This is a genomic window from Halomonas sp. (assembly GCF_033549285.1).
Taxonomy (GTDB): Bacteria; Pseudomonadota; Gammaproteobacteria; order Pseudomonadales; family Halomonadaceae; genus Halomonas.
The window spans coordinates 1-16,560 of sequence record NZ_JAWSUJ010000099.1 but is presented as its reverse complement, the minus strand read 5'-3'; the positions used below and the strand labels follow the sequence as shown (position 1 = coordinate 16,560).

Sequence of the window (16,560 nt, the reverse complement as noted above, 5' to 3'; positions counted from 1 at the left end):
AGCCGGGTGCGTCAATTGCGCATGCCCGGATCTGAGGGGGGCCGGGTCGAGCAATCGCCCGGTCTACCCGACTAGGGTGGTGGGGAGTCCGTCAGCGGTAATGGAGGAGAAACGGGATGTGGCAGGCGATCAAGTCGGTGCTGGCGGCCTTCCTGGGGGTGCAGAAGGATACGCGACGGCGTGAGGATTTCGCGTCCAACCGCCCGGGCACCTTCATCGCGGCGGGGCTGCTCATGGGGCTGGTGTTCGTGGTACTGGTGGCACTCGTGGCGGTGCTGGCCGCGCGCTGACCGGCCCAGCGTTGACGAGCCCGTTTACCTGGCCCCGGACGGCAGGCGTGACGAACTGTCGCACTCTTCTATAATGCTCCAAGCGCTCGCTAATACAACAATGACCCTGAGGAGGCGCCGATGCGCACGTTTCTCGTGTGGATGGTGGGAGGGCTGGCCTCCGCAGCCCTGACCCCGCTCGCGCTGGCCAATGGCTGGAACATGCCGGTTGGCGTCACGGCAGTCAGCCGTGACATCTACTCCCTGCACATGATCATCTTCTGGATCTGCGTGATCATCGGGGTCATCGTCTTCGGTGCGATGTTCTACTCGCTGTTCCGCTACCGCCATTCCCGCGGCGCCAAGGCCGCCACCTTCCACGAGCACACCAGCGTGGAAGTGATCTGGACGGCGATCCCCCTGCTGATCCTTGTGGCCATGGCGGTGCCTGCCACCGCGACCCTCAAGAACATGTACGACACTTCCGAGGCCGATCTCGACATCATGGTCACCGGCCAGCAGTGGCGCTGGCGCTATGAGTACCTGGGCGAGGAGGTCGCCTTCACCTCCAACCTGGGGACGCCCCGCGAGCAGATCAGTGGCGCCGACGAGAAGGGAGAGCACTACCTTCTCGAGGTGGACGAGCCGCTGGTGCTGCCGGTGGGGCAGAAGGTGCGCCTGCTGCTGACATCCGATGACGTCATCCACTCCTGGTGGGTGCCCGAACTGGCGGTCAAGCAGGACGCCATTCCCGGCTTCGTCAACGAGAACTGGGTGCGCATCGAGGAGCCCGGTATCTATCGCGGCCAGTGCGCCGAGCTGTGCGGCAAGGACCACGCCTTCATGCCGGTGGTAGTCGAGGCCGTCGAGCAGGAGCGCTTCGACGAGTGGCTGGCCGAGCGCAAGGAGGCCGCCGCCCAGGAGGCCCAGGGCGTCGATCGCGAGTGGGGCATGGATGAGCTGATGGAGCGAGGCGAGCAGGTCTACGGCTCGGTGTGTGCCTCCTGTCACCAGCCGGATGGCACCGGCAACCCGCCGGCCTTCCCGGCGCTGGCGGGCAACCAGGCGCTGCTGGACGAGCCGGAGCGCCATATCAGCACCGTGATCGACGGTGTCTCCGGGTCCGCCATGCCGGCCTTCCGTAACACACTGAATCCGGTGGAGATCGCCGCGGTGGTCACCTACGAACGCAATGCCTGGGGCAACGAGTCCGGCGACAGCGTGCAACCGTCGGAAATCGCCGAGCGCCTCGCCGACCAGGGCGAGTGACCGGCCTTTCCGTTTCTCTATCGCGACGTCACAGGGAGATTTCCGATGGCTTCGACACTGCCCCCCAAGCCGACCCCCGAGCACAGCACGGCCACCGCCGGCGGCATGGCCGAGGCCGGCCATGCCCGGCCCCGCGGGCTGATGCGCTGGCTGCTGACCACCAACCACAAGGAGATCGGCAGCCTCTACCTGATCTTCTCGCTGACCATGTTCTTCATCGGCGGGATCTTCGCCCTGGTGGTGCGGGCCGAGCTGTTCCAGCCCGGCCTGCAGCTGGTGCAGCCCGAGTTCTTCAACCAGATGACCACCATGCACGGCCTGATCATGGTGTTCGGGGCGATCATGCCGGCCTTCGTGGGGCTGGCGAACTGGATGGTGCCGCTGCAGATCGGCGCCCCGGACATGGCCCTGCCGCGGCTCAACAACTTCAGCTTCTGGCTGCTGCCGGTGGCCTTCACGCTGCTGCTCAGCACCCTGCTGATGCCGGGCGGCGGGCCCAACTTCGGCTGGACCTTCTACGCGCCGCTCTCCACCACCTACGCGCCACCATCCACCACCTTCTTCATCCTCTCGCTGCATATCGCCGGTATCAGCTCGATCCTCGGCGCCATCAACATTATCGCCACCATCCTCAACCTGCGGGCGCCGGGGATGCGCATGATGGACATGCCGCTGTTCGTCTGGACCTGGCTGATCACCGCCTTCCTGCTGATCGCGGTGATGCCGGTGCTGGCCGGGGTGATCACCATGATGCTGATGGACATCAACTTCGGCACCAGCTTCTTCAACGCGGCCGGCGGCGGTGACCCCGTGCTGTTCCAGCACCTGTTCTGGTTCTTCGGGCATCCCGAGGTCTACATCATGATCCTGCCGGCCTTCGGCATCGTCTCGGCGATCATTCCGACCTTCTCGCGCAAGCGGCTCTTCGGCTACGCCTCCATGGTCTATGCCACGGCGGCGATCGCCATCCTCTCCTTCCTGGTCTGGGCCCACCACATGTTCGTGGTCGGGCTGCCGCTGGTGGCGGAGCTTTTCTTCATGTACACCACCATGCTGATCGCGGTGCCCACCGGGGTGAAGGTCTTCAACTGGGTGGCGACGATGTTCCGGGGCTCGATCAGCTTCGAGCCGCCGATGCTGTTCGCCCTGGCCTTCGTGGTGCAGTTCACCGTCGGGGGGTTCTCGGGGCTGATGCTGGCCATCTCGCCGGCCGACTTCCAGTATCACGACACCTACTTCGTGGTGGCCCACTTCCACTACGTGCTGGTGCCCGGCGCGCTCTTCGCGATCCTGGCCGGCGCCTACTACTGGCTGCCCAAGTGGACCGGCCACTACCCGCACCTGCGCCTCTCCCAGTGGCACTTCTGGCTGTCGGTGATCGGCGTGAACCTGACCTTCTTCCCGATGCACTTCTCGGGGCTTGCCGGCATGCCGCGGCGCATCCCCGACTATGCGCTGCAGTTCGCCGACTTCAACGTGGCCTCGAGCCTCGGCGCCTTCCTTTTCGGCGCCTCCCAACTGCTCTTCGTGCTGGTCATCATCAAGTGCGTGCGTGGCGGCGAGAAGGCCCCGGCCAAGGCCTGGGAGGGTGCCGAGGACCTGGAGTGGAGCGTGCCGAGCCCGGCCCCGCTGCATACCTTCGAGACGCCCCCGGACTTCCATCCCCATCGGCAGCACTGAGTAGCGTCGGCAGCGACGCGGGAGGCAGGCATGGCCAGCCATGACGAACAGGCAACAGGCCGGGAAGGGGTGCGCCGGACCGTGAGCCGCACCCTGGTGGTGCTGGCCGGGATGTTCGCCTTCGCCTTCGCTCTGGTGCCGCTCTATGACGTCTTCTGCGAGGTCACCGGCCTCAACGGCAAGACCAGCAACAGCGCCCAGATGCTGGTCCATGAGGAGGTCGACACCACGCGGATGGTGACGGTGCAGTTCATCACCCGGGCGAGCGCCGGCCTGCCCTGGGAACTCGACGTGCAGACGCGCCAGGTCCGGGTCCACCCGGGACAGAGCAACGAGGTGTTCTTCACCTTCCGCAACCGGGGGGGCGATGCGAGCCGGGCGAGGGCAGTGCCCAGCGTCTCCCCCTCGGAGGCCTCGGTGCACCTGCGCAAGCTCAGCTGCTTCTGCTTCCAGGAGCAGCGCCTGGAGGGCGGCGAGCGACTGGAGGCACCGCTGGTCTTCCAGCTGACCCGGGACCTGCCGGCCGACATCAAGACGGTGACCCTGGTCTACACCCTCTATCCCGTGCAGCCGGCGCAGGCAGCGGTGTCGCCCCGCGGGCCGATCAAAGAAGGAGACAGCGCATGAGTGGTGGCAGCTACTATGTTCCCGAGTCCAGCAAGTGGCCCATCCTGGCGTCGCTGGCGCTGGGGGCGATGATGATCGGCACCGGGACGTTGCTGGTGCATGGCGCGGCTGGCATGCCGGTCATGGCGCTCGGCCTGGTCGGGGTGCTGGCGGTGATGGCGCTGTGGTTCCGCGATGTCGTCCTCGAGTCCCGGGGCGGGCTCTATGACGACCAGATGGACCGCTCCTTCCGCTGGGGGATGGGCTGGTTCATCTTCTCGGAGGTGATGTTCTTCGCCGCCTTCTTCGGCGCGCTCTTCTACGTACGCACCTTCGCGCTGCCCTGGCTCGATGGCGAGGGCGCCAAGGGGGTGGCAGCCCTGCTGTGGCCGGACTTCACCGCCAGCTGGCCGCTGCTCAACCCGCCGGATGCTTCCATCGAGGGGCCGACGGAGACCTTCAGTCCCTGGCATCTGCCGCTGGTCAATACCCTGATCCTGGTCTCCTCCAGCATCACCCTGACCATCGCCCACGAGGGCATCAAGGAAGGGTTCCGCGACAGTGCCCGCTTCTGGCTCTCGGTGACCGTGCTGCTGGGGCTCTGCTTCATCACCATCCAGGGGGTGGAATACTACGAGGCCTATGCCCACTACGGCATCACCCTGCAGGCGGGCATCTATGGCGCCACCTTCTTCCTGCTCACCGGTTTCCACGGGCTGCACGTGATCATCGGCACCATCATCCTGGCGGTGATGCTGGTACGGGTATTCCGCGGGCACTTCACGGCCGATGACCACTTCGGCTTCGAGGCGGCGGCCTGGTACTGGCACTTCGTCGATGTGGTCTGGATCGGGCTGTTCATCTTCGTCTATGTGTTCTGAGGCTAGATGCCGAGGCCGCCGAAGTAGAAGCCATAGCCCAGCAGGGCGAGCAGCAGGGTGGCCAGGGCCACCCGGACCTTGAGGGAGATCAGCACCCGCCGTGAGCGGCTGCCATCCCGGACCAGGAAGCCGGCACCCACGGCCAGGCTGGTGACCATGGCCAGGAAGACAAGGGCAATCGATATCTTGAGAAACATTCACGGCTCCCGTAGAGGATTGACATCCGGCGTGCATCGCGGCCCCTCGGCGGCGCGTCGGATAGGCTGGTGGGGATTCTGGTCCTGCCTGGTGGTGCTGGGCCTCGCACTGGGACTATGGCAGTGGGAACGTGCCGCGGACAAGCGCGACTACCTGGCCCGTCTGGCCGCCGCGCCGCGCATCGAGGCGCCGGTGGTAGCACCACCGGACGGTTCGCAGCTGATCCTGACGGGCGAATATCTCGCCGAGGAGACCCTGTTCCTCGATAACCGCACCCATGAGGGGCGCCTCGGCGTGGCGCCCCTGACCCCGTTTCGTGACGTCGAGGGCAGGCTGTGGCTGGTGCAGCGCGGCTTCCTGCCGACCGGCCCCAGCCGGGCTGCCCCCTCGGTGGAGACGCCCGAGGGCACGGTGAGCCTGGAAGGCCGCTGGCAGACGGCCGGCGAGGCGGCTCCGCTGTTCGGCCCCAACCGGGAGGGTAACCGCCTTCAGCGCATCGACCTCTCGGCCTGGGACCTAGCATCGACATTCGCGCACCCCGGCTGGCTGCACCTCGAGCAGGGGCCGGGCCATCTGGAATCCTGGTGGCAGCCCAGCGTGGTGCCGCCGGAGCGCCACCTGGGCTATGCCCTGCAGTGGTGGGGGCTGGCCCTGGCCGCCCTGGTGATCATGCTGGTGGGCGCCCGCCGCCAGGCTCGACGCCCCGACCCGACGTCCATCCCGAGCAAGGAGACCCCACGATGACCCACGCCGGACGCCAGCGCCTCAAGCTGTTGGCCTTCTTCGCGATCTTCGCCCTGCCGGTGGCCGTGGCCTGGGGCATGGTGGAGTGGCGCATCGGCATCCCCGACGGACGCACGGCCCATGGCGAGCTGCAACCCTCGCTGCCCCTCCTGTCGCAGTGGCCGTTGACGACCGTGGAGAAACAGGGGGAGAGCGACTGGCTGCTGGCCTTCGACTGTCCCGACGCGTGTGACGACAATGCCGACCGCTGGTGGCGCCTGCATCGTGCCCTGGGGCGCGAGGCCGACCGGGTCAGTCGCCTGCGCATCGGCGGTGGCGGCGAACCGCTGCCTGGCGCGGCCGTGGCAAGCTGGACCGGAGAGGCCGGCTGGCGTTCTCCCCATCGCCTCTGGATCCTCGACCCCGAGGGCCGGCCGGTGCTCGGCTACGCCCCGGACGTCGCGACCGCCGACGTGCTCGACGACCTGAGGCGCCTGCTGCGCATGAATCCCGAGCCTCCCATGGCACGGTTCGACCAGGTCTCGAGCGTGGTGGGAGGCGGCGCAGATGGCGAGTAGCGCGTTGGTCGCCGGCGATGAGGGCCGCCGTCGGTGGCTGGTCGGGTTGAGCCTGGCAGGGGTCGTCTTCACCGCCGTGGTGGTGCTGGTGGGGGCCTGGACGCGGCTGGTGGATGCCGGCCTGGGATGTCCCGACTGGCCGGGGTGCTACGGGGCCCTGGTGGTGCCGGATGCAGAACGGGCGCTGGCCCACTCCCCCGAGGTGCCCCTGGAGTCCGCCAAGGCCTGGGTGGAGATGGTGCACCGCTACCTGGCCTCGACCCTCGGGATTGTGGTCATCGCCCTGGTGCTCCTGGGCGCGCGGTGGCGCCGGGAAGTCGGCTATCCCTGGGCCACCAGCCTGGCCCTGCTGGCGGTGATCCTGCTGCAGGGCACCTTCGGGGCCTTCACGGTGACCCTCAAGCTGTGGCCCCAGGTGGTGACCCTGCACCTGCTGGGGGGACTGACGGTGTTGGTGCTGTTCCTGTGGCTGCATCTGCGCCTGCGCCGTTTCTCGTCCGGCGCGGCCGCTTGCAGCCCACACCGACGCCTGACGTCACTATGGGGAGTGGCGCTTCTGCTGCTGGTGGGGCAGCTGGCGCTGGGCGGCTGGACCTCGAGCAACTATGCCGGGATCGCCTGTCAGGGCTTTCCCACCTGCAACGGCCAGTGGTGGCCGGCGATGGACTGGAGCGAGGGCTTCCACCTGACCCAGACGGTGGGCCCCAACTACCTGCACGGCCAGCTGCATGCCGAGGCGCGCAGTGCCATCCAGGTCGGGCACCGGCTCGGTGCCCTCGCCCTGGGCCTGAGCCTGCTGCTGCTCGCCTGGCGCCATCGGCGAGATGCGCCGATGCGCCCCTGGCTGGCCTTGCTGGGCGGGGCCTATGGCGTTCAGGTGGTGATCGGCATCGCCAACGTGCTGGCCTGGCTGCCTCTGTGGCTGGCCCTGCTGCACACTGCCGGGGCGGTGATGCTGGTGGTGGCCATGACCCTGGCCCTGTGGCGCTGGTCGACGGCCGTCGAGCCGACGGGCGCTCGGGATACTGCAACGAAGGAGGAGTTGGCGCATGTCTGAAGTCATGATGGAGCGTGGGGCAGTCGGCCATCTCGCCGGGTGGGGCTGGCGAGACCTCTATACGCTGTGCAAGCCTCGGGTCGTGGCGGTGATGCTGGTCTGTACCCTGGTCGGCATGCTGCTGGCCGCACCGCTGCCGGCCCCCGCGGCCGTGGTATTCGGACTGGTCGGCATCGGCCTGGCCGCCGGTGGGGCCGCGGCCTTCAACCATGTGGTTGACCGTCGCCTGGATGCGCTGATGCTGCGCACCGCCCGCCGCCCGCTGGCGACCCAGCGCATGCCCACGCCGCTGGCCCTGGCCTGGGCGACCCTGCTCTCGGCTTGTGGCATCGGGCTGCTGGCCTGGCAGGTGAACCTGCTGACGGCCTGGCTGACCCTGGGCTCCCTGATCGGCTATGCCCTCATCTATACCGCCTTCCTCAAGCATGCCACGCCGCAGAACATCGTCATCGGCGGGGTGGCGGGGGCCGCGCCCCCGCTGCTGGGCTGGACCGCGGTCACCGGACAGCTGGGTCCCGAGCCGCTGCTGCTGATGCTGATCATCTTCGCCTGGACGCCGCCCCACTTCTGGGCGCTGGCGATCCACAAGCGCGACGAGTATGCCCGTGCCGGGGTGCCGATGCTGCCGGTCACCCATGGCGAGGCCTTCACCCGGTTGCAGGTGTGGCTCTATGGCTGGCTGACGGTGGCGGTGACCCTGCTGCCCTTCACCATCGGCATGAGCGGAGTGCTCTATCTGGTGGGGGTGATGGCGCTCAACCTGCGCTTCATGGTGTGGAACTGGCGGGTCTGGCGCGGCCATGACCCCCAGGCCCCCCTGGCGGCCTTCTGGTTCTCCATCCGCTATATCCTGGGTGTCTTCGGCGTGCTGCTTCTGGACCACTATGGCCCCGCCTGGATGCTGGCCGCCTGAGGCCTTGCCGGAACGCCAGGGCGTTGTCCCTCGAAGCAACGAGCCCGGCCGAATGGCCGGGCTCGTTGCGTCCTGGGCGCCGACGGCCCCTTACCAGAGCGTGACGATCAGGAAATAGGCCATCAGGGTCACCAGCACCGTGCTAATCAGGTTGAGCACGAAGCCGGCACGGATCATCGACTGGATCTTCATGTGGCCGGTGGCGAAGACGATCGCGTTGGGCGGCGTGGCCACCGGCATCATGAAGGCGCAGCTGGCGGCAATGGCGGCCGGCACCGTGATCAGCAGCGGCGAGATGTCCAGCGACAGGGCCAGGGCGCCGAGCAGCGGCAGGAAGGCGGCGGCGGTGGCGGTATTGGAGGTCACCTCGGTGAGGAAGATGATCACCAGCACCACCACGCCGACCATTGCCAGCAGCGGGAAGGTGCCGAACACCCCGAGCTGCTGGGCGATCCACTCCGCCAGGCCCGAACGGCTGATGGAGCCGGCCAGGGCCAGGCCACCCCCGAACAGCAGCAGGATGCCCCAGGGCAGCTCGCGCGCCGACTCCCAGTCCATGAGGCGCACCCCGCGCTCGCGGCCGGCCGGCACCAGGAACAGCGCAATGCCGGCGATGATGGCGATGCCCGTGTCGGAGAGCCAGTCGAGCCCGACGTCATTGAGCAGCGGACGCAGCATCCAGGTCACCGCGGCGAGCAGGAAGACGAGGCCCACCCGTCGCTCGGCGGGGCTGGTCCGGCCAAGCTTGGCCAGCTCGTCGCGGACCATGCCGGCACTGTCCTCGCCGGCGTCCAGGGCGAAACCGCGGCGAGTCAGCCACCACCAGGCACTGACCATCATGGCGACGCTGATGGGCAGGCCGATCATCATCCACTGGGCGAAGCCGATGTCGATGCCGCGGTCCTCGGCCAGGTAGCCGGCCAGCAGGGCATTGGGCGGCGTGCCGATCAGGGTGGCCACGCCGCCGATGCTGGCGGCGTAGGCGATGGCCAGCAGCAGCGCCGTGGCGTAGCGGCGCAGTTCCTCGGGGTCGCTGCTGTCCAGCAGGCTGACCACCGACATGCCGATCGGCAGCATCATGATGGCCGTGGCCGTGTTGGAGACCCACATGCTGAGAAAGCCCGTGGCCAGCATGAAGCCGCCGATCTGCTGGTGCGGCTTGTGGCCGACCAGGCGCAGCACGTGAAGGGCGATGCGTCTGTGCAGGTTCCAGCGCTGCATGGCGATGCCGAGCAGGAAGCCGCCGAGGAACAGGTAGATGATCGGGTTGGCATAGCTGGCGGCCGTCTCGCTCATCCCGCCGATCCCCAGTGCCGGCACCAGGGCCAGCGGCAGCAGCGAGGTGGCGGGGATCGGAATGGCCTCGGTGGACCACCAGGTGGCCATCAGCAGGGCGAGTCCCACGCAGGCCCAGGCCGGTTCGGCCATGCCGGCCGGGGCGGGCAGCAGGAGGGTCATCAGCACCCAGAGGGGCCCCAGCCAGAGGCCGATGCGTGCGGAGAGGGAGGGCGCCGGAGAGGGCACGTGAGAGGCGTCGGGGGGGTGGGGCATCATCGCTCCTTGCCGGGGTGGGAGAGGAGGGGGTAATACGCAGATTGCCGGCGCCGTGCAGGGCCCGCTATGCAACACGGCGCCTTCTTCCCGGTCACAGTGGGCACTGCTGTTGATTTAGGGAGGCAGATTGATCGTGTATAATATTTGTACATGCACTGAACCGACTGGGATACGCCCATGACCTCTACCCTGGCACTGACGCTTCTCGGCCTGGCACTGGCCATCATCGCCGGCCTCGCGGCCTATGCCTTCACCCTCTGGAAGGAGGTTCGGCGGCGCAAGGCCTTCCGCGAGGAGGAGCTGCAGCGCGCCCATCAGAACTGCCTGGAGAATCTCGGGATGGTCGCCTCGGCGCTGGTCCAGGAGCAGGTGGATATCACCGAGGGTAGCTGGCGCTGCAAGGTGCTGCTGGAGATTCTCGACCAGCGGCTGACCGAGCGCCCCGACTTCCGCGCCTTCGACGAGGTGCATCAGCGCACCCGTCACCTGCATACCCACTCCGCCCGCCAGGCGCTCAGTCCCCGCGACCGCGTCCGAGAGGATCGCGAGCGCCTGGCGGTGGAGGAGGAGTTTCGGGAGCCGGTGCTCAAGGCGGCAGCGGCGGTGATGGAGTTCCGTCGTGGCTGGCCGGGCAGTCTGCACTGAGGGCTGCAGGCCAGGTGCCGCGACCGTCACGCGCCGGGCCTTTGTGCGGTTGCGCACCATCTCGCGATTGCAACCGCCCGGTCTCTGCTGCAAGCTTGTCGAGTCTCGTAGATGGCTGATATATGGCTGGAGGCCACGGCCATCGAAGGACCGGACTGGCCGAGAAGGCACTTACGTGCTTTCTTGGTAGGTGCAGGAAGCGGGTCGGGGACCGCTTCCCTCGGGTCATTCCTCGGAACCCCGGGTGATGGAGGCCTTGGCCTGGCACACCGGGATGACGTCAAGAAGAAGGAGTCTTAACATGAAAAAATCCACGACTGGCTTGTTGCTCGGTTCCGCGCTGGTGGTCGGCCTGTCCGGCTGTGCCAGCTCAGCTTCCCAATCCAGTGGCGGTGCCGCTGCGTCGTCCGACCGCTCCTGGTATCAGCACCCGGCCGTCTGCGGTCTGGCCGGCGGCCTGATCGGCGGTGGCATCGGCTATGCATCTAGCAGCGATTCGGATGAGGATACCGGTGCTGCCATAGGTACCACGGCCGGTGCCACCATCGGTGCCATGCTGTGTGCCGATACCTCGCCGGCACCGGCGGAGCCGCCGCCGCGCGATACCGATGGCGACGGCGTCATCGATGCCAATGACCAGTGCCCGGGAACCCCGGCCGGCGTGGCCGTGGATGCCGTGGGCTGTCCGCTGGACTCCGACAACGATGGCGTGCCGGACTACCAGGACCAGTGCCCGGGAACCCCGGCCGGTGCCGAGGTCAATGCCCTGGGCTGCGAAGAGGACCTGGTGCTGCGTGACGTCAACTTCGAGTTCGACTCCGCGACCCTGACCATGGGCGCCGAGCAGATCCTCGATGGCGTGGCCGAGAAGCTGCGTGCCAACGAGAACGTCCGCGTGCGCATCGAGGGTCACACCGACTCCGTGGGCAGCGATGCCTACAACCAGCAGCTGTCCCAGGAGCGTGCCGATTCCGTGGCTGACTACCTGGCCAGCCAGGGTGTCCGGCGGGACCGCATGCAGACCACCGGTTACGGTGAGTCCCAGCCGGTGGCCACCAACGACACCGATGCGGGTCGTGCCGAGAACCGTCGCGTGGAGCTGGGCGAGTGGGAGTGATCCTGCCCTGACCCAGCCCTTAGCCCCGGGCACGTCCCGGGGCCGACGGCACAACGAGCGAAGGCGCCTGCGGGCGCCTTCTCTCGTGTTGCGCCTCCTGAGCCCCCATGGCGCCGCAGGGGGCGCTTCTGCTAGGCTAGGCCTCGCTTTTTCCACGACCATTCTGCTGGCGACACGTGATCCCTGGTATGGATCACCACTGCGCACAAGGACACTTCATGCCCATCGTGACCCTGCCCGACGGCAGTCAGAGATCCTTCGACGCCCCCCTCACCGTGATGCAACTGGCCGAGAGCATCGGCCCCGGCCTCGCCAAGGCCTGCGTGGCCGGCAAGATCGACGGTGTCCAGGTGGATGCCGCCGATGTCATCGACCGCGACGCCGAGGTGGCGATCCTCACCGCCCGCGACCCGGAGGGCCTGGAGGTCATCCGCCACTCCTGCGCCCACCTGATCGGCCATGCCGTCAAGCAGCTCTATCCCGAGGCCAGGATGGCCATCGGCCCGGTGATCGAGGACGGCTTCTACTATGACGTCGACTTCGGGCGTTCGGTGACCCCAGATGACCTCGAGGCGATCGAGGCCCGCATGAAGGCGCTGATCGACCACGAGTACGACGTGGTGCGCGAGTACGTTGACCGTGACCAGGCGATGCTGACCTTCCTGCATCGTGAGGAGCCCTACAAGCAGGAGATCGTGCGCGGGATCCCCGAGGGAGAGACCATCCGTCTCTACCATCACGAGGAGTACGTGGACATGTGCCGGGGGCCTCACGTCCCCAATACCCGGCACCTGAAGGCGTTCAAGCTGACCAAGCTGGCGGGTGCCTACTGGCGCGGCAACGCCGAGAACCCGATGCTGACGCGGATCTACGGCACGGCCTGGCCCGACAGGAAGCAGCTCAAGGCCTACCTCAAGCGTCTCGAGGAGGCCGAGAAGCGCGACCATCGCAAGCTGGCGAAGCGGATGGACCTCTTCCACCTCCAGGAGGAGGCGCCGGGAATGGTCTTCTGGCACCCCAACGGCTGGACGATCTACCAGGCCCTGGAGCAGTACATGCGCCGGGTCCAGGTCGAGAACGGCTACCAGGAGATCAAGACGCCACAGATCGTTGACCTCTCGCTGTGGAAGGCCTCCGGTCACTGGGGGCACTACAGCGACATGATGTTCACCACCGAGTCGGAGAAGCGCGACTACGCGGTAAAGCCGATGAACTGCCCCTGTCACGTCCAGGTGTTCAACCAGGGGCTGAAGAGCTACCGTGACCTGCCCCTGCGCCTGGCCGAGTTCGGCAGCTGTCACCGCAACGAGCCCTCCGGCGCGCTGCACGGCCTGATGCGGGTGCGCGGCTTCACCCAGGACGATGCCCATATCTTCTGCACCGAGGGGCAGATCCAGTCCGAGGCCGAGGCCTTCATCGCCCTGACCATGAAGGTCTATCGGGAGCTGGGCTTCGATGACGTGGAGCTCAAGCTCTCCACGCGACCCGACGACGACTTCCTGGGTGAGCCGGAGCTCTGGGACCGCGCCGAAGCCGGTCTCGAGGCCGCGCTCGACGCCACCGGCCTCGACTGGGAGCTGCAGCCGGGCGAGGGCGCCTTCTACGGACCCAAGATCGAGTTCTCGCTGCGCGACTGCCTCAACCGGGTCTGGCAGTGCGGCACCCTGCAGCTCGACTTCAACCTGCCGGGCCGGCTGGGGGCGCAGTTCGTTGATGAGGACGGTGTCCGCAAGACCCCGGTGATGCTGCATCGGGCGATCCTCGGCTCCTTCGAGCGCTTCCTCGGCATCCTTATCGAGCACTATGCCGGCGCCATGCCGCTGTGGCTGGCACCCCAGCAGGTGGTGGTCATGACCATCACCGATGCGCAGCGCGACCATGCCATGTCAGTGGTGGAGCGTTTGCAGAAAGTCGGCCTGCGCGTCAAGTCGGACTTGAGGAACGAGAAGATCGGCTTTAAAATCCGCGAGCATACGTTGCAGAAGGTCCCCTATCTCCTGGTGGTGGGAGATAAGGAAGTCGAGTCCGACTCGGTGGCCGTGCGTACGCGCAGTGGCGAGAACCTTGGTACGATGGGGGTGGATGCCTTCATCGACCGTGTTCGGGCCGAGCGGCAATAGCGACAACTTCCCAAGCTGAAGTGGAGACGGAACCATCAAGCGAAGCAACCCAAGAGGGCGTGTTCAAGACAAGCGCCCCCCCATGAACGAGCGGATTACCGAGGATCAGGTTCGCCTGATCGACAGCGACGGCGAGCAGCTGGGCATCGTGCCTACCAGCGAGGCGCTGGAGCGAGCCGAAGCGGCCGGTATGGACCTCGTGCAGATTTCCAATGCCGACCCCATCGTCTGCAAGATCATGGACTACGGCAAGTTCGTCTTCGAGCAGAAGAAACAGAAGGCTGCTCAGAAGAAGAAGACGAAGCAGATTCAGGTCAAGGAAGTCAAGTTCCGGCCTGGCACCGACGAGGGGGACTATCAGGTCAAGATGAAGAACCTGATCCGCTTCCTCGAAGGTGGCGACAAGGGCAAGGTCACGCTGCGCTTCCGCGGTCGCGAGATGGCGCACCAGGACATCGGGCGCAAGCTGATGGAGCGGATCGCCGCCGATCTCGAGGAGATCGGGACCGTGGAATCCTTCCCCAAGATGGAAGGGCGCCAGATGATCATGATCATTGCCCCCAAGAAGAAGCAGTAAACTGCAGTACCCGGTACCGCCCGGCAAGCGGTGCCCAAAAAGTGATCCGATGGCCGGTTCAACGGGCGTATGGCAGTCGCCATGCGTCGGCCGCGGGTTTTCTCAAGAACCTCGAGCGGAGTTAATCTCGTGCCGAAAATCAAGAGCAACAGCGGCGCTGCCAAGCGCTTCAAGAAGACGGCCAACGGCTTCAAGCACAAGCAGTCGTTTCGCAGTCACATCCTGACCAAGAAGTCCACCAAGCGGAAGCGTCAGCTGCGCGGGATGAAGCAGATCCACGACGCCGACAAGCAGCTCGTGCAGCGCATGCTGCCGAACCTGTAACGCTCCGGGTGAACCCCTCTAACGTCAGGAGATAGCCATGACTCGTGTCAAGCGTGGTGTCGTCGCACGTCGTCGTCACAAGAAGATCCTCAAGCAGGCCAAGGGCTACTATGGTGCCCGTTCACGCGTCTTCCGCGTGGCCAAGCAGGCCGTCATCAAGGCCGGTCAGTACGCCTACCGTGACCGCCGCCAGCGCAAGCGCCAGTTCCGCGCCCTGTGGATCCAGCGCATCAACGCCGGTGCCCGTCAGCACGGCCTGTCCTACAGCCGCTTCGTCGGTGGCCTGAAGAAGGCCGGTATCGAGATCGACCGCAAGGTGCTGGCCGATCTGGCCGTCAACGAGAAGGCTGCCTTTGCCGCCATCGTCGAGAAGGCCAAGGCTGCCCAGTAAGGGACGTCGACCCTTGGCCGGCCGCGGCACGCGCCGTGACGCCGGACCATGATCGTCGCAGGGGAAGAGCAGCCGCTCTTCCCCTGTTTTTTTACGACCGCTTTTTTGAAAGACTTCGGAGCTCAACGGATGGACCACCTTCCCACTCTGGTTGCCGAGGCCCGCGACGCCATCCACGCCGCCGACAGCCTGGCCGCGCTGGACGAGCTGCGCGTCCGCTATCTCGGCAAGAAGGGCGAGATCACCGCACTGCTCAAGGGGCTGGGCAAGCTGCCTGCCGAGGAGCGCCCGGCCGCGGGCGAGCGCATCAACCAGGCCAAGCAGGCCCTGGGCAAGGAGCTGGACGAGCGCCGTCGGGCCCTGGAGAAGGCGGCCCTCGAGGCACGCCTGGCGGCCGAGCGCCTCGACGTGACCCTGCCGGGGCGCGGCCAGCCGAGCGGTGGCCTGCACCCGGTGACCCTGACCCTGGAGCGCATCGAGGGGCTCTTCACCCGCATCGGCTACGACGTGGCGGTCGGTCCCGAGATCGAGGACGACTACCACAACTTCGAGGCCCTCAATATCCCCGCCCACCATCCGGCGCGGGGCATGGCCGACACCTTCTACTTCGATGCCACCCGGTTGCTGAGGACCCATACCTCGCCGGTGCAGGTGCGGACCATGAAGGAAGCCGAGCCACCGATCCGCATCGTCTGTCCCGGCCGCGTCTACCGCAGCGATTCCGACCTGACCCATACCCCGATGTTCCACCAGGTCGAGGGGTTGCTGGTCGACGAGGACGTCAGCTTCGCCGACCTCAAGGGCACCATCCAGGACTTCCTGCACGCCTTCTTTGAGCGCGATGATCTCTCGGTGCGCTTCCGGCCCTCCTACTTCCCCTTCACCGAGCCCTCGGCGGAGGTCGATATCCAGTGCGTGATGTGCGGCGGCGAGGGCTGCCGGGTCTGCTCCCACAGTGGCTGGCTGGAAGTGATGGGCTGCGGGATGGTGCATCCCGAGGTGTTCCGCCACTCCGGCATCGCCGCCGAGCGCTACACCGGCTTCGCCTTCGGCATGGGCGCCGAGCGGCTGGCGATGCTGCGCTACGGCGTCAATGACCTGCGGTTGTTCTTCGATAACGATTTGCGCTTCCTGCGCCAGTTCGCCTGATCGACCACCGGATAAGCAGAACACAGGATACGTCATGAAATTTTCCGAACAGTGGCTGCGTGACTGGGTCTCGCCGGCGCTCTCCACCCAGGCGCTGGCCGACCAGATCACCATGGCCGGCCTGGAGGTCGATGCCGTGGAACCGGTGGCCGCCGCCTTCAGCGAGGTCGTGGTGGCGGAGGTGGTCGGCAAGGAGCCCCATCCCGATGCCGACAAGCTCAACGTCTGCCGGGTCGATGACGGCAGCGGCGAGCCCGTCCAGGTGGTCTGCGGGGCACCCAATGTGGCCGTGGGGCAGAAGGTGCCCTTCGCCCGGGTCGGTGCGGTGCTGCCCGGTGACTTCACGATCAGGAAGGCCAAGCTGCGCGGCGTCGAGTCCCGCGGCATGATCTGCTCGGCCTCCGAGCTGGGCCTCGCGGAGGAGACCTCCGCGGGCATCCTCGTGCTGCCGCCCGGCGCGACGGTAGGCGAGGGGTTCCGTGACTACATGGGCCTCGACGACCACACCA

At 66.8% G+C, this 16,560-nt stretch carries 19 protein-coding genes; 17 read left to right on the top strand and 2 right to left on the bottom strand.

Annotated elements, in window-relative coordinates:
• Positions 1-116 precede the first annotated feature (116 nt).
• The 5 genes from SCI24_RS17605 (at position 117) to SCI24_RS17585 (ending at position 4,705) form a co-directional block, all read left to right on the top strand.
• Positions 117-290 carry a DUF2970 domain-containing protein gene (locus SCI24_RS17605; RefSeq protein ID WP_318726615.1) on the top strand — a complete coding sequence of 58 codons (174 nt, stop codon included), beginning with the start codon at positions 117-119 and terminating at the stop codon, positions 288-290.
• 120 nt (positions 291-410) lie between these two features.
• Positions 411-1,538, top strand: coding sequence for a cytochrome c oxidase subunit II (gene coxB / locus SCI24_RS17600; protein ID WP_318726614.1), 1,128 nt, complete (start codon positions 411-413; stop codon positions 1,536-1,538).
• A 45-nt stretch (positions 1,539-1,583) separates the two neighbouring features.
• A complete protein-coding gene (gene ctaD, locus SCI24_RS17595) occupies positions 1,584-3,218 on the top strand; it encodes a cytochrome c oxidase subunit I (protein WP_133637776.1) in 1,635 nt (544 codons plus the stop codon).
• A gap of 30 nt (positions 3,219-3,248) precedes the next feature.
• Positions 3,249-3,845: a cytochrome c oxidase assembly protein gene (locus tag SCI24_RS17590; protein ID WP_318726613.1), complete on the top strand. Its 597-nt coding sequence runs from the start codon at positions 3,249-3,251 to the stop codon at positions 3,843-3,845.
• On the top strand, positions 3,842-4,705 hold the full coding sequence (locus tag SCI24_RS17585; protein ID WP_278033888.1) for a cytochrome c oxidase subunit 3: 864 nt from the start codon (positions 3,842-3,844) through the stop codon (positions 4,703-4,705). The genes SCI24_RS17590 and SCI24_RS17585 overlap by 4 nt, the downstream gene beginning before the upstream one ends.
• Positions 4,706-4,707: 2 nt before the next feature.
• On the opposite strand, the gene SCI24_RS17580 is transcribed toward SCI24_RS17585, so the two are convergent.
• Positions 4,708-4,902, bottom strand: coding sequence for a DUF2909 family protein (locus SCI24_RS17580; protein WP_318726612.1), 195 nt, complete (start codon positions 4,900-4,902; stop codon positions 4,708-4,710).
• Between the two features lie 31 nt (positions 4,903-4,933).
• Between SCI24_RS17580 and SCI24_RS17575 the strand changes: the two genes are divergently transcribed.
• The 4 genes from SCI24_RS17575 to cyoE are packed head-to-tail and all read left to right on the top strand — an operon-like array spanning position 4,934 to position 8,174.
• Positions 4,934-5,647 carry an SURF1 family protein gene (locus SCI24_RS17575; RefSeq protein ID WP_318726611.1) on the top strand — a complete coding sequence of 238 codons (714 nt, stop codon included), beginning with the start codon at positions 4,934-4,936 and terminating at the stop codon, positions 5,645-5,647.
• Positions 5,644-6,204: a hypothetical protein gene (locus SCI24_RS17570; RefSeq protein ID WP_318726610.1), complete on the top strand. Its 561-nt coding sequence runs from the start codon at positions 5,644-5,646 to the stop codon at positions 6,202-6,204. The genes SCI24_RS17575 and SCI24_RS17570 overlap by 4 nt, the downstream gene beginning before the upstream one ends.
• On the top strand, positions 6,194-7,261 hold the full coding sequence (locus tag SCI24_RS17565; RefSeq protein WP_318726609.1) for a COX15/CtaA family protein: 1,068 nt from the start codon (positions 6,194-6,196) through the stop codon (positions 7,259-7,261). Before SCI24_RS17570 ends, SCI24_RS17565 begins: the two co-directional genes overlap by 11 nt.
• Positions 7,254-8,174, top strand: coding sequence for a heme o synthase (gene cyoE, locus SCI24_RS17560; RefSeq protein WP_318726608.1), 921 nt, complete (start codon positions 7,254-7,256; stop codon positions 8,172-8,174). Before SCI24_RS17565 ends, cyoE begins: the two co-directional genes overlap by 8 nt.
• Positions 8,175-8,264: 90 nt before the next feature.
• Here cyoE and SCI24_RS17555 read toward each other — a convergent pair whose 3' ends face one another.
• Positions 8,265-9,725 carry a DASS family sodium-coupled anion symporter gene (locus SCI24_RS17555; protein WP_318726607.1) on the bottom strand — a complete coding sequence of 487 codons (1,461 nt, stop codon included), beginning with the start codon at positions 9,723-9,725 and terminating at the stop codon, positions 8,265-8,267.
• 180 nt (positions 9,726-9,905) lie between these two features.
• On the opposite strand from SCI24_RS17555, the gene SCI24_RS17550 reads away from it, so the two are divergent.
• The 8 genes from SCI24_RS17550 to ytpR form a co-directional block, all read left to right on the top strand.
• Positions 9,906-10,373, top strand: a complete 468-nt coding sequence (locus SCI24_RS17550) for a DUF2489 domain-containing protein (protein WP_318726606.1) — start codon at positions 9,906-9,908, stop codon at positions 10,371-10,373.
• 301 nt (positions 10,374-10,674) lie between these two features.
• Positions 10,675-11,490, top strand: a complete 816-nt coding sequence (locus SCI24_RS17545; RefSeq protein ID WP_318726605.1) for an OmpA family protein — start codon at positions 10,675-10,677, stop codon at positions 11,488-11,490.
• A 218-nt stretch (positions 11,491-11,708) separates the two neighbouring features.
• The gene (thrS, locus tag SCI24_RS17540) at positions 11,709-13,610 is read left to right on the top strand and encodes a threonine--tRNA ligase (RefSeq protein ID WP_318726604.1); all 1,902 of its coding nucleotides are present in this window, start codon (positions 11,709-11,711) and stop codon (positions 13,608-13,610) included.
• A 34-nt stretch (positions 13,611-13,644) separates the two neighbouring features.
• Complete coding sequence (gene infC, locus SCI24_RS17535; protein WP_278034017.1) at positions 13,645-14,187, top strand: translation initiation factor IF-3; 543 nt, start codon at positions 13,645-13,647, stop codon at positions 14,185-14,187.
• A 129-nt stretch (positions 14,188-14,316) separates the two neighbouring features.
• A complete protein-coding gene (gene rpmI / locus SCI24_RS17530; protein WP_016854829.1) occupies positions 14,317-14,511 on the top strand; it encodes a 50S ribosomal protein L35 in 195 nt (64 codons plus the stop codon).
• Positions 14,512-14,548: 37 nt separating this feature from the next.
• Positions 14,549-14,902, top strand: coding sequence for a 50S ribosomal protein L20 (rplT, locus tag SCI24_RS17525; RefSeq protein ID WP_013332273.1), 354 nt, complete (start codon positions 14,549-14,551; stop codon positions 14,900-14,902).
• 129 nt (positions 14,903-15,031) lie between these two features.
• Positions 15,032-16,051, top strand: a complete 1,020-nt coding sequence (gene pheS / locus SCI24_RS17520; protein WP_318726603.1) for a phenylalanine--tRNA ligase subunit alpha — start codon at positions 15,032-15,034, stop codon at positions 16,049-16,051.
• Positions 16,052-16,085: 34 nt separating this feature from the next.
• Positions 16,086-16,560 (top strand): YtpR family tRNA-binding protein (gene ytpR / locus SCI24_RS17515; RefSeq protein WP_412930108.1); only part of this gene is annotated, 475 nt, incomplete at its 3' end.